The organism is Mesorhizobium sp. CCNWLY176, assembly GCF_037153935.1.
GTDB classification, from domain to species: Bacteria; Pseudomonadota; Alphaproteobacteria; order Rhizobiales; family Rhizobiaceae; genus Mesorhizobium_M; species Mesorhizobium_M zhangyense.
Map to the genome: position 1 here is coordinate 16,221 of NZ_JBBBDZ010000018.1, position 12,113 is coordinate 28,333.

General features: G+C 61.1%; 11 protein-coding genes. 3 read left to right on the forward strand and 8 right to left on the reverse strand.

The annotated features are described in order from the left end of the window. Positions 1-43: 43 nt before the first annotated feature. Positions 44-1,252 carry an ABC transporter substrate-binding protein gene (locus WBQ96_RS23910; RefSeq protein ID WP_336554662.1) on the reverse strand — a complete coding sequence of 403 codons (1,209 nt, stop codon included), beginning with the start codon at positions 1,250-1,252 and terminating at the stop codon, positions 44-46. Positions 1,253-1,484: 232 nt separating this feature from the next. Between WBQ96_RS23910 and WBQ96_RS23915 the strand changes: the two genes are divergently transcribed. Next, complete coding sequence (locus WBQ96_RS23915; protein ID WP_336554660.1) at positions 1,485-1,838, forward strand: hypothetical protein; 354 nt, start codon at positions 1,485-1,487, stop codon at positions 1,836-1,838. A gap of 195 nt (positions 1,839-2,033) precedes the next feature. Here WBQ96_RS23915 and WBQ96_RS23920 read toward each other — a convergent pair whose 3' ends face one another. The 7 genes from WBQ96_RS23920 to WBQ96_RS23950 form a co-directional block, all read right to left on the reverse strand. Beyond that, entirely contained in the window at positions 2,034-3,629 is a 1,596-nt protein-coding gene (locus tag WBQ96_RS23920) for an ABC transporter substrate-binding protein (protein ID WP_336554658.1), read from the reverse strand. 125 nt (positions 3,630-3,754) lie between these two features. Next, positions 3,755-4,708, reverse strand: a complete 954-nt coding sequence (locus tag WBQ96_RS23925) for a 3-keto-5-aminohexanoate cleavage protein (protein ID WP_336554656.1) — start codon at positions 4,706-4,708, stop codon at positions 3,755-3,757. Further along, on the reverse strand, positions 4,705-5,487 hold the full coding sequence (locus WBQ96_RS23930) for an SDR family oxidoreductase (protein ID WP_336554654.1): 783 nt from the start codon (positions 5,485-5,487) through the stop codon (positions 4,705-4,707). The genes WBQ96_RS23925 and WBQ96_RS23930 overlap by 4 nt, the downstream gene beginning before the upstream one ends. After that, positions 5,484-7,766: a molybdopterin-dependent oxidoreductase gene (locus tag WBQ96_RS23935; RefSeq protein ID WP_336554652.1), complete on the reverse strand. Its 2,283-nt coding sequence runs from the start codon at positions 7,764-7,766 to the stop codon at positions 5,484-5,486. Before WBQ96_RS23935 ends, WBQ96_RS23930 begins: the two co-directional genes overlap by 4 nt. Further along, positions 7,763-8,635: a MaoC family dehydratase gene (locus tag WBQ96_RS23940; RefSeq protein ID WP_336554650.1), complete on the reverse strand. Its 873-nt coding sequence runs from the start codon at positions 8,633-8,635 to the stop codon at positions 7,763-7,765. Before WBQ96_RS23940 ends, WBQ96_RS23935 begins: the two co-directional genes overlap by 4 nt. A gap of 134 nt (positions 8,636-8,769) precedes the next feature. Beyond that, positions 8,770-9,510: an IclR family transcriptional regulator gene (locus WBQ96_RS23945; protein WP_165120447.1), complete on the reverse strand. Its 741-nt coding sequence runs from the start codon at positions 9,508-9,510 to the stop codon at positions 8,770-8,772. 101 nt (positions 9,511-9,611) lie between these two features. Next, entirely contained in the window at positions 9,612-10,022 is a 411-nt protein-coding gene (locus tag WBQ96_RS23950) for a rhodanese-like domain-containing protein (RefSeq protein WP_336554649.1), read from the reverse strand. Between the two features lie 163 nt (positions 10,023-10,185). Here WBQ96_RS23950 and WBQ96_RS23955 point away from each other — a divergent pair, with 163 nt between their 5' ends. Both WBQ96_RS23955 and WBQ96_RS23960 read left to right on the forward strand, forming a co-directional pair. Beyond that, positions 10,186-11,343: an acyl-CoA dehydrogenase family protein gene (locus WBQ96_RS23955; protein ID WP_336554648.1), complete on the forward strand. Its 1,158-nt coding sequence runs from the start codon at positions 10,186-10,188 to the stop codon at positions 11,341-11,343. After that, positions 11,340-12,113, forward strand: a complete 774-nt coding sequence (locus WBQ96_RS23960) for an enoyl-CoA hydratase-related protein (RefSeq protein WP_336554646.1) — start codon at positions 11,340-11,342, stop codon at positions 12,111-12,113. The genes WBQ96_RS23955 and WBQ96_RS23960 overlap by 4 nt, the downstream gene beginning before the upstream one ends.

Genomic DNA, 12,113 nt, shown 5'->3' on the forward strand with positions numbered 1-12,113 from the left:
TCCGCCGGCATGACGACCACACTGTGCAAATTAGAAGCTGGGACTATCCCTTGTTCGCCAGTCGCGGACAGCTTCCGAGCGGCTGGAAGGCCTGTTCGCCGGGAACGGTCGAAAGCACCTTATAATAGTCCCATTCGCCCTTCGACTCCGACGGGCTCTTAACCTCCACCAGATAGAAATCGTGGATCATCTGGCCGTCTTCCCGGATCGTCCCGTTGTGCGCGAACATGTCGTTCACCGGGGTTTCTCGCATTTTCTCTAGAACCGCCTGGGTCTCATCAGTTCCTGCGGCGGCGACACTCTTGAGATAATGCAGCGTGGCAGAATAGACGCCTGCCTGATGCATGGTCGGTGCCCGCCCGTGAATCTTCATGAAACGCTGTCCAAAGGCCCGGCTCTCATCGTCGCGATCCCAGTAAAAAGGCGTGGCGAGAAGCATTCCCTTTGTCACATCGAGCCCCAGGGCCTTGATGTCCGTTACGTCGAAGAGAAGACCGAGCAGTTTCTGCCCACCCGCCTGAATGCCGAATTCCGCTGCCTGCTTGACTGCGCTCTGCATGTCGCCACCGGAACTAGCGAGTGCGATGACATTGGCGCCGGATGCCTGTGCCGACAACAGGTAGGACGAGAAGTCCGGCGTTGCGATGGGATTGAGTGCGTGGCCCAGCGACTTGCCGCCGCCGGCTTCGATGGCTGCGGTCGCGTCGCGCTCAAGCGCGTGGCCGAACGCGTAGTCTGTCGTTATGAAGAACCAAGCTTTCTCTCCGCGCTCGACCATGGCGCGGCCCGCGACGTTCGAAAGCGCAAAGGTGTTGTAGGTCCATTGGATGGTGTTCTTGCTGCACGCCTTTCCGGTGATGTCGGATGAACCGGCACTCGAAAGCAGGACGATCTTGTCTTTTTCTTCGGCTATGGACTGCACCGCCAACGCTATCGGCGAGACGGGAATGTCGAGAACGACGTCGATCCCGTCCTCGTCGAACCATTTACGCGCGATGCCAGCGCCGATATCGGGTTTGTTCTGATGATCTGCACTGACGACATGCACGGAAAAACCGGCAAGTTGGCCTGCCATATCGTCAACGGCCATCTGAGCCGCCACTACGGAACCCTTGCCATTCGCATCGGAGAATATTCCAGACATGTCCGTCAGGACACCGAGCTTGACCTCGGTATCTCCTGCGTGTCCTTGAACCGGCGACATTGCCGAGAAAATGATCGATGCTGCCAGAAAATGGCCGATTTTCTTCATCTAGATGCTCCTCCCCTTTTGAGCAGAAAATTTGGTTCCCGCCCGGACGACGACCGCCAGCCACGGAATACACCCGCGCACAACACTGACGCTGAGTTGCCGGCGCATCCTGCTGTCGATGAAACGCGGTCGCTGGCCCAGTTTTCCTCCCGGACAGCTCTGTGTTTCCTAGTTGTTTCCCATAGGAAAACTTGAATGTCAACAAGCGCTGATTGCCTGAGGCGAAGGCGCAGTGTCGAATGTAGCGCGATACGCAGAGACGGGGCGCTTACACCTTCCAACTCGGGAGGCGGCGCTGGGTTCGCGGATTGGGGTTACGGACGAGCGTCTGATCGGCGGCTTCCGACAGGAGAAAGCCGGTATCCAAGCGCTGGCCATCGCAAAAGTGACGCATGCAGGTGTCAGTGCTGAATTCTTCGACCCACCCACGATGCCTTCGCTCTCTGAAGCCAAGGCATCGTGGATGCATTGTGTCGGAACCGTTGCTGCGAGAATCCTTCCTGCGCTCCAGCAGTTCTGCCTAGAGCAATTCCAGGAAAAGTATGAAACGGTTTTCGTCCGGAATTTTGTAAAAACAAATACTTAGAGCGGTTCAACGATTCTATAAAAACTGAACCGCTCTAGACTCAAAGATTACCGATCGCGGCCTACTCGACATCGACAGGTTCAACTTCGTCGATTGAATCGCGCTATTCGCCGGCCCTGTGACGCGTCAGAACGCCGAGGCGGTTTGAGCGTTGCCGCGGCTGGGCGCCACGGCAACAGATCATGGGACGTTCACTCAGGCGCGGGTCAACGGCCTGAAGTCGAGTTGCCGATGGAAGGTGTAGCTGTAGTTTTCGACCGATTTGACCATGCCGGTGTCGAGTGACGGATGCCACAGCAGGATGATCGGAATTTCTTCCTTAACCAGCTCGATCATCCGCTTGATGTCGGCGTCATAAACCGCCTGGTCAGTCTCGTAGCGCGTCTTGTCGACAAGCGAGATGAACTCCGGATTCTGGTAGGCCCCGAAGTTCCACCGTGTCTCGCCATAATAGAAGACGCGGAAGAAGTAGTCCGGGTCCGCGAGGTAGGAAGTCGATCCCTCGAAATAGAAAGGTATCTTCTTCTCCTGCAGGAGGGTGCCCAATTGTCCCGCCGGGACCTTGTCGATGGTGACGCGGATGCCGATCTGGCCGAGCGCTTCCTGCAGCAACAGCGCGACCGGCTCGGCGACGGTGGCCAACGACAGTTCGAACGAGAATGTCGTGTCGAAGCCGTTGGCATGACCCGACGCCGCCATCAGCGAGCGGGCCTTGTCGAGGTCGGTCGAATAGCCGAGTGGCTGCGGGAACTTGGTGGTTTCCGGAGCACCCGGCTTGCCGCCGTAAAGTGCTTCACCCCGGCCGAACAGCGCCGCCTGGAACATGGCTTCATAGGGCAGGGCATAAGCGATTGCCTGGCGCACGCGCAGGTCGTTGAAAGGCGCCATCTGGTTGTTCATGCCGATGAACTGGAAGCTCGATGTCGGCACCCCCACGACCTTCACCTTGTCGTTCTTCAGAAGCTCGATCACGTCCTTGGGCGGAAGATCCTGCGCGATGTCGGTATCGCCCTTGATGAGCGCGGCGACACGGCTTTCGGCCGCCGGGACGGTCTGCCAGAGGACTTGCTCGAAACCGGGGAGTTCGCCCGATTTCCAGTCCGCGAAACGCTCGAACAGGATGCGTTCGCCGACATTGGCCCGCGCCACCTTGTAGGCGCCGCCGCCGGCCGGATTTGCCTTCAGCCATTCCGACGCTAGGGGGTCGGCAGCGGTTGCATGCTGCAGCGCCAGCTTGGAATTGACGATGATCGGGTAGGTCAAGGCAAGGTTTGGCAGGGCAAACCGGTCCGGCTGGGGCAAGTCGACGCGCACGGTGTGGGGATCGACCACAACGAATTGGGACGCTTCTTTCATCGAGCCGGTGCCGAACTGGGCAAGGCCGATCGGACTCGCCACCACCCGGTCGAGCGACCATTTCACGTCTTCGGCCGTAACCGGGCTTCCGTCGTGGAAGACGGCGTCCTTGCGCAAGTGGAAGGTGATCGACTTCTTGTCTTCCGAGACTTCGTAGCTTTCGGCCAGTTCCGGCTGTATGTCGAAATAATCGTAGTAGCCGATGCCGTCGTCCCGCTTCTTGTAGCCGAACTTGACCAGGCGGTCGTAAACATTCCAGGTAATCTGCAGAGAGTTGCGGTTTACGCCGACAGAGAAGCTGTCGAAGGAATTGGCGGCTCCCTCGCTCAGGACCCGCAGGCTATTGGCGCGAGACTGGGCGAACGCCCACTTCGCAGGCAGCACTGTGGTTGCCGCTAGGGCGCTGCCAAGTGCCAGGAATTCACGTCGTTTCATCTTGGTCTCCCGTGGATCGATCCGGACCGGATCCTTGTTCACCCGTCATTCCATGCAGCGTTTCGTCTGTATCGTTATGCCGGGAAGGCGGTCGCTGCCGCCACCGTCCCAGTTCAAACCGACGGTTAGTAGGCAACCTTTTCAGCCCCCTTCAGGCCGAGCATCCGCCGCGCATCCGCCGGTGTGGCGATTTCCTTGGTCAAGCCTTCAAGTATGCTGCGGATCATCGTGACCTGTTCGGCATTGGATCGCGCCAGGCGGCCGCGCCCGGCATAGAGGCTGTCCTCCAGTCCCACCCGGACGTTGCCGCCCATGGTCGCGGCCATGGTCGCCATGTTCAGTTGATGGCGTCCGCCCGCGAGTACCGACCATTGATAGGTATTGGCGCCAAACAGGCGGTCGGCGGTCTCCTTCATGAACATCAGGTTCTCCGGGCCGGGACCGATGCCTCCGAGCGTGCCGACGATCAGCTGGAGAAACATCGGAGTCTCGACAAGGCCCCGGTCGAGCATATGGGCGAGGTTGTAGAGGTGGCCTACATCGTAGCACTCGAACTCGAAGCGCGTTCCGCCTTTGCCGAGCGTGGTGAGGATGGTTTCGATGTCGGCGAATGTGTTTCGGAAGATCGCAGCGCGGGAGGCTTCCAGGTATTCCTCTTCCCAATCGAACTTCCACTTGCCCTTGTACTTGTCGATCATCGCGTAGGTGCCGAAATTCATCGAGCCCATGTTGCAGGAGCAGAGTTCCGGCGACGCGGTGGAGGGCGCGAGAAGGCGATCCTCGATGGACATGAAGGTCGAACCACCCGTGGTCATGTTGAGGATGGCGTCGGTTTCGCTGCGGATCGAGCGCAGGATGTGAAGCCAGATGTCCAGATTCGCGGTCGGACGATGCGTTTCGGGATCACGTGCATGCAGATGAATGACCGCCGCCCCGGCCTTGGCTGCACCGATTGCCTGCTCGATGATTGAATCCGGCGTCGTTGGCAGGAACTCCGACATCGTGGGTGTATGAGTGGCGCCTGTTATCGCGCAGGTAATGATCACCCGGTTGCGGTCTGCTTTGTCGATGGTCTTCATTCCGTATACTCCAGTCCGCCGCAGATTTGCATCACCTGTCCGGAGATGGGCCGGCCGGAGGGACCGGTCAGGTAGACGACCAGTGCCGCGATTTCTTCTGGTTCAACCATGGTTTTCATTGAGACGGCGCGCAGGGCGATGGCGGCCATTTCGTCGTAGCTGACGCCGCGCGTCTTTGCGCGATCAGTGAAAACGCGCTTGATCCGGTCGCCCGAAACGACACCGGGCGCAATGGCGTTGACACGGATCTGGTCCGGCCCCAGTTCGACCGAAAGCGCACGGGCGAGCGCGATGACCGCTGCCTTCGAAGAGGCATAAGGCGAGCGCAGGCCGAAGGCGTATTTCCCGGCGACGGAGGCCATGCAGACGATCGAACCGGACTGGTTCTTCTTCAGGTGCGGGATAACAGCGCGAGCCATGAAGAACTGGCCGTTCACATTGACTTCGAAACAGCGCTTCCAGTCTTCGGTGCTGATCTCCTCAACGGGAGCGGCCGGGCCGGCGATGCCGGCGTTGTTCACCAGGATGTCGAGCCCACGCATGTCGGCCGTAGCAGCCTTGACGAAGGCATCGCAGGCGGCAGGGTCCGCCACGTCACAGACCATGGTGTGTATGCCCGGCAATAGCGCCTTGGCTTCAGCGAGCCCGGATTCAACGATGTCGCAAATCCAGATCTTTGCGCCCAGATCGTGCATCGCCTGCGCAATGCTCAGGCCAATACCGCTTGCGCCGGCAGTGATGATCACCCGCTGCTTGGTCCAATAGTCTGCACTTGTCATGTCAGTTTCCGATACTCCAGTTCAGGTGGCTCGAAAGCCCGCACTTCGGGCGCTTCGCCCTTTAATTTTTCCACGAAAACAACGGTTGTGTGGGCTGTCGGCCCCTGCGCCAGGCGTGAGGTGGGCTTGTCGAGCGTGAGCACATTGACGTTGCCGTGGCGATCAAGCCCATCGGCATCGAGATCAAGCCAGGCACCGGTCGACATCTGCAGCACGCCCGGAGCCACATCGTTGCTGAGAATGGCGCCGCCGAGACAGGAGCCTCGCGCGGAACGGACGAGAATGACATCGCCGTCGCGAATGCCGCGCTTGCCGGCTTCCGATGGGTGGAGCCGGGCCGGTTCGCGTCCACTGATCTTGCCATCACGGGAATGCCGGCCGAGATCAAGCTGGCTATGCAGCTTGCGCGAGGGCTGGTTGGAGATGAGGTGCAGTGCCCCTTCCGGCGCATTGCCCAGCCACTCGGCCGGTTCGAACCAGGTCGGCTGGCCCGGGCAATCGTCATAACCGAAGCCTGCCACGCGTTCCGAGCGGATTTCGATCCGGCCAGACGGCGTTGGAAGGGGATGAGCTACCGGATTGCGGCGGAAATCCTGCATGAGCGCCTTGGGCTCGATGCGAGGCTCGAACCGGTGTTCGCCCATCTCCCAGAATGTCTCGAAATCCGGCAGATTGTAGCCATGACGCACGGCCACGGTGACGCTTTCGCCATACATATGCCGCAGCCAGTCCATGTCGTTGCGGCCTTCGGTGAACTGCTCGCCGAAGCCGAGTTCGCTGCTGACCATCGCCAGGATGTCATAGTCGTTGCGCGACTGGCCGACCGGCGCCAGCACCTGTTTCATCGCCACCAGATGCGGCTCGGCCTTGGCGATGCCGAGGTCGTTGCGTTCGATCGGGAGGGTGCAGGGCAGGATGATATCGGCATGACGGGCGATAGCGTTCCACAACGGTTCCTGCACGACCACGAGATCGGGCTTTTTCCAGACACGATGGAGCCGTTTCAGATCCTGCTGGTGGTGGAACGGGTTGCCGCCCGCCCACCAGATCAGGCGGATGTCGGGATAGACATGGCGCGCGCCATTGTAGTCGAAAGGAGCGCCCGGAAGTTCGAGCATGTCTCCCAGGCGCGCGACCGGTATGAACCGGCGTACCGGGTTCGAGAATTGGGGGAAGGCCGGCCAGGAAAATGGCAGCGGCGCGTTACCCACGCGGTTGGCACCCGCATAGCCGGTTCCAAAGCCGCCGCCGGGCAGGCCGATCTGTCCGAGCATGGCCGCCAGTGTCACAAGCATCCACACCGGCTGTTCGCCATGATCCGCCCGCTGCAGTGACCATGACAGCGACAGCATCGTGCGGCTCTTCGCCATGCGCCGCGCCAGGTCCCGCATGACATCGGACGAAAGACCTGTGATGGCGGACGCCCATTCCGGCGTCTTCGGCACTCCGTCGGTTTCGCCCAGGAGATAGGCGCGGAATGAGTCGTAACCGACGGTGTGGCTGTCCAGGAACGCGCGGTTTGCAAGTCCCTCGGTATCGAGGACATAGGCGAGGCCGAGCATCAGTGCGACGTCGGTGTTCGGGCGCGGTGCTATCCATTCGGAATCAAGTGCTGCGTCGACGTCGTCCCGCAAGGGGCCGATGTTGACGAAGCGCGTGCCGCTTGCGCGCGCGGCGCGAAGCTGGTCGGGAACCCGGTGGCGGCTGACGCCCCCTGCGCTGACCTGCGTGTTCTTCAGCGGCAGCCCGCCGAAAGCGACGAAGAGCTCGGTGTGGCCGACGATCAGCTCCCAGGGCGTCTGGTTGTCGGCCATTCCGTCCTGGCTGCCGATGATGTGCGGCAGGACGACTTCGGCCGCGGCGTGGCTGTGGGTGTTGACGGAGCGGACATAGCCGCCGGCCAGATTGAGGAAGCGATGTATCTGGCTTTGCGCGTGATGGAAACGACCGGCGCTGGCCCAGCCATAGGAGCCGCCGAAGATGGCCTCGTTGCCGCTTTCGGCGATGATCGCGCGCATGTGCTCTGCCAGCACCCGAGTGGCGTGCTCCCACGATGTCGGCACGAAAGCGTCCTCGCCGCGCGCCGCGCCGCCGTCGCCGGCGAGATAGCCGCGACGGATCATCGGCTGCTCTATGCGCATGGGGCTGTGAACGGCGTCCAGGTAGTTGTCGCTGATATGCGAATGGTTGGGATCGCCCTCCGATGGCGACATCGCGATGAGCCGGCCGTCCTCGACGACCGGGTACGCGATGCCCCAATGGCTGAGCGTCGCGTTCATGCCGGACCGATCTCGGCGATGCCGCCATCGAGAACCGGACTGTCCCGCTCGACGGTGCGCGCCGCGAACCGTATATTGCCGCCATCGTGCCAGCACGAAAGCGTCATGCGCTCTCCGGGATACAGCGGGCCGCTGAACCGAGCCGCGAAGCGTGTCATGCGTGCGGGGTCTGCGCCGCAGAACTGCGTCAGGATTGCGTGGCAGACAAGGCCGAATGTGTTCGCGCCGTGCATGATGGGCCGGTCGAAACCGGCTGCGCGAGCAACCTGCGGCACGACATGCAGCGGGTTGAAATCCCCCAACAGCCGAAAGAGGAGCGGTCCGTCGGCGCGGCTTTCGATATCGAAGGTCCTGTCCGGCTGTGCTTCGGGATTGCGGATCATCTCGAAGGTCTCGCCCCGGTTGCCGCCGAAGCCGCCGCCGCCCATGGCGACGAGATTGGAATAAGACGTGAAGAGGGTGTCCGCGCCATCGAGGATTTCGGTCCTCAGCAGCACCATCCCCGGCCGGCCCTCGCCCTTGTCGGTTACCCCGGCTACTGAAGGACGGATGGTCAGCCGGCCTGAGGGTGCGAAAGGCTTTCGCATTCGCAGGTCGAGCCCGCCATGCACGACTGTCGCAAGATCGATGCCTGCCTCGGGCAGCCAGGAATCGTCAAAACAGAGGTCCTGACCAAAACTCGGAATGACCTTGAGTGCGTCTTCATAAACGAAGGCGAGATCGCCGCGTGCTCCGGCACCGCAGCACAATGCATAGAGCATGGCGTCGCGCTCGCTGTAGGTAGCCTGCCGCTCAGGCATCCTGAGTGCGAGAACTTTGTCGGGGTCGATCGCCAAGCCGAAACCTTCCTGATCCCAATAGTCGACCAAACTTTGCACCTTGTTTCGAGAATTGCAACAGGGTGCCGAATATTGAAACGATTTTCTTGGGCGAGTTGCTTCAGGCAACGGCAAGCCTGCCGCCCGCGGCGCAGTATCGATGTCGGATGCTGACGCTCGGATCGCTAGGTGCGAAAGCCGATCTGCTCGGAGAACCGTCGCGCGACTTCCGTCACGTTCTTCATGAGCCGCGGCATGGCCTTGGGTGCAAGACGGAAGGTGGGAAGGCTGATGCCGATCGCGCCATATGCGACGCCGTCCGTTCCGATCACCGGCGCTGCCACGCCCGATACGCCTTCGCGATATTCGTCGATGCCGACCGTAGCACCGCTGTGGCGAGCTTCATCGATATCGGCGCGCAATGCTTCAACGTCGGTGATCGTCTTGTCAGTGAAACGGATCAGTTCGAGATCCGTCAGCTTCGGTTCCAGCTCGGCCATCAGGAACGCCTTGCCGAAGGAAGAGGCGTGAACCGGCGAGCGGCTGCCCAACGGTGCTATCGCCTGCAGGTGCTGCGCGCAATCGACCTTTTCCACAATGATGACATGCGGTCCGTCGCGACTCGTCAGAAGGGCAGTCTCTCCCGTCGCGTCGACAAGCTCCTGAAGGTAGGGTCTGGCGGCCGCGCGCAGATCCTGGCGGTGGAACGCGCGGACACCGATTTCCCACATCCGTGTCGTCATCATATAGCGCCCGTTGGGCTCGTCTTGCGTGACGTAACCCAGCTGCGACATGACTTCTAACATGCGGAAAGTGGTGCTTTTGTTCATTGCGGCGGCTCGTGACAGCTCTGCCATGCGCACAGGTGCATCATAGCTCGACAGAAGCTCAAGTAGTGTGAGCGCCTTTTCGACAGTGCCGCTCATGACTATTCCTCCGCCACACCGGCCGACTCAATCATCGACCATAATTTGCTCAATTATTCGAAAATCCTCCTACATCGACCGGGCTTTGCAGGACAAGTGTTTCACGGACGCTTGGGTTCCACTGCCTCGACCGCGCCGCCGGAGTTCTTCCAGTTTGTGAAGCCGCCCTCGATATGCGCAACCGGAGCGAGGCCCATCTCCTGGGCGGCCTGCGTCGCAAGCGCCGAGCGCCAGGCGGACGCGCAATAGAAGACGAAGGTCTTGTCTTCCTGGAAGACCGATTTCGCGTAGGGGCTTTGCGGATCGATCCAGAATTCGAGCATGCCCCGCGGGCAGGAAAAAGCGCCGGGAATCTTGCCCTCGCGCTGCAGTTCACGCGGATCGCGCAGGTCGACGAACACGACGTCGGCCTTGCCATGCATCGCAAGTGCCTCGTCCATGCTGAGTGTTTTGATCCTGGCGTTGGCTTGCGCGATCATGTCCTGGACCGGTCTGGTGATGTTCGACGGCATGGTTCCAGGTCCTCGCTTGATCAAGACTGTGCCGATCATTTTGTCGACGTTGATCGCACTATACCCGCATTGACAAGTTGTGCAAATTGATAAAACGTGGTGTCAAATATTGAAACGTTCGGGCGCCGTGGGGACGGGGACCCAAACACGGAGTGCCAGAAGCGTGTCTCTTTCCTACACCGATGACCAGCGGATGATTGCGGACAGCGTACGGGCCTTCGTCAATCAGGAACTCATGCCGCACGAAGCACTCGTGGAGGGGAAGGACCAGGTTCCTCCGGACCTGTTTGCCGAGCTTAAATCCAAGGCGATCAAAGCCGGATACTACGCCCTCAACATGCCCGAGGAACTCGGCGGCGGCGGGCTGGGGCAGTCGCTGCGCTCGGTGGCCGAGATCGAATTCGGCCGCACCACGAGGGCGCTGTCGATTATCTGCAACCGGCCCGCGCCAATCCTCAAAAGCTGCGTCGGCGACCAGATCGAAACCTATCTGAAGCCGGTCATCAGCGGGGAGCGCTGGGAGTGCTTCGGGCTGACCGAGCCGGGCGCTGGTTCGGACGCGCGCCAGATCTCGACTAGGGCGGTTCGCGACGGTGATGATTATGTGATCAACGGCGAAAAGATTTTCATCACCATGGCGATGGTGGCCGACTTCATCATCCTGTTCGCGGTCACCGGTGTGGACGAGACACCCAAGGGACCGCGGAAGCGGATCACCTGCTTCCTCGTCGACAAGGACCTTCCGGGTGTTTCGGTGCGACCCCTCGAACTGGTCGGCAATCGTGGATTCAAGTCCTGTTCCATCGCGCTCGAGGATGTGCGCGTGCCCGCGCGCAACATTCTCGGTGAAGAGGGTGGCGGTTTCGCCATCGCCAAGAGCTGGATCTTCTCGGGCCGTATCATGCTTGCTGCCAATATGGTCGGCCTTGCAGAGCGCGCGATGGGGATCGCGGCAACTTATGCCAACACCAGGCGCGCCTTTGGCAAGACCATCGGCGAGTTCCAGGGCACATCGTTCAAGCTGGCCGACATGGCGGTGGACATCCAGGCGACGCGGCTTCTCGTGCTGGACGGCGCCGCCAAGCTCGAGGCAGGCACGATCACGCAGCGTGAGGCCTCGATCGTAAACCTGTTCGGATCCGAGATGGCAGGCCGGGTCACGGACAATGCTCTCCAGATGCTGGGTGGAATGGGTGTCTCGAAGGAATGGCCCATCGAGCGCATGTGGCGCGATGTCCGCGTCGAGCGCATCTGGGAGGGAACCTCGGAAATCCATCGCGATCTGATTTCGCGAGACGTCCTGCGGGAGTTTCGCGTATGAGCCGCGTCAGGACCGAGGTAAAAGGCGAGGTCCTGGAGATTACGCTCGACCACGCTCCTGCCAACGCCATAGACCAGAAGGCGAGCCGCGATCTCGATGCCGCGCTAACGCGAGTGAACGAGGATCCATCGCTGCGGGTTGGCATCGTCACCGGCGCCGGCGAAAGGATGTTTTCTGCCGGGTGGGACCTGAAAGCAGTCGCCGCCGGGGAAGATGGCGAGGAATTCGGGCCGCACGGTTTCATGTCGCTGAACCGCCACGACCTCATCAAGCCGATAATCTGCGCGGTCAACGGGTTGGCTGTCGGCGGGGGCTTTGAGTTCGCCCTTTTCGCCACCCTGGTCATCGCGGTGCCTGAAGCCGAATTCGGGCTGCCGGAGCTGCAGCGCGGCTTCATCCCGGAAGCGGGCGGCCTCTGGCGGGCCCACCGTCGCCTGCCGGTCAACGTCGCTTCCGACCTCCTGCTGACGGGCCGTCGGATGACTGCCGAGGAGGGGCTTCGCCACGGTTTCATCAACCGGATCGTTACGCGTGAAAAGCTGATGCAGACCGCACACGACATGGCCGCCCAGATCATTGCCGGTGCGCCGCTGGCGGTGGCGGCACTCCTGGAGGTAACGCGCGAAGTCGAGAGCCTGTCCGATCGCGCGGCCTTCGAGCGGCTTTATGCCGGCCTTCCGTGGCGCGATCGGCTGCGCACCTCCGAGGACTACAAGGAGGGACCACGGGCTTTTGCGGAAAAACGCACTCCACGCTGGACAGGGAAGTAG

What these genes read in the sequence shown, in the direction of transcription:
- WBQ96_RS23920 (WP_336554658.1), bottom strand. Translation starts at nt 3,629, where the DNA reads ATGAAACGACGTGAATTCCTGGCACTTGGCAGCGCCCTAGCGGCAACC.
- WBQ96_RS23960 (WP_336554646.1), top strand. Translation starts at nt 11,340, where the DNA reads ATGAGCCGCGTCAGGACCGAGGTAAAAGGCGAGGTCCTGGAGATTACG.
- WBQ96_RS23910 (WP_336554662.1), bottom strand. Translation starts at nt 1,252, where the DNA reads ATGAAGAAAATCGGCCATTTTCTGGCAGCATCGATCATTTTCTCGGCA.
- WBQ96_RS23930 (WP_336554654.1), bottom strand. Translation starts at nt 5,487, where the DNA reads ATGACAAGTGCAGACTATTGGACCAAGCAGCGGGTGATCATCACTGCC.
- WBQ96_RS23935 (WP_336554652.1), bottom strand. Translation starts at nt 7,766, where the DNA reads ATGAACGCGACGCTCAGCCATTGGGGCATCGCGTACCCGGTCGTCGAG.
- WBQ96_RS23950 (WP_336554649.1), bottom strand. Translation starts at nt 10,022, where the DNA reads ATGCCGTCGAACATCACCAGACCGGTCCAGGACATGATCGCGCAAGCC.
- WBQ96_RS23945 (WP_165120447.1), bottom strand. Translation starts at nt 9,510, where the DNA reads ATGAGCGGCACTGTCGAAAAGGCGCTCACACTACTTGAGCTTCTGTCG.
- WBQ96_RS23925 (WP_336554656.1), bottom strand. Translation starts at nt 4,708, where the DNA reads ATGAAGACCATCGACAAAGCAGACCGCAACCGGGTGATCATTACCTGC.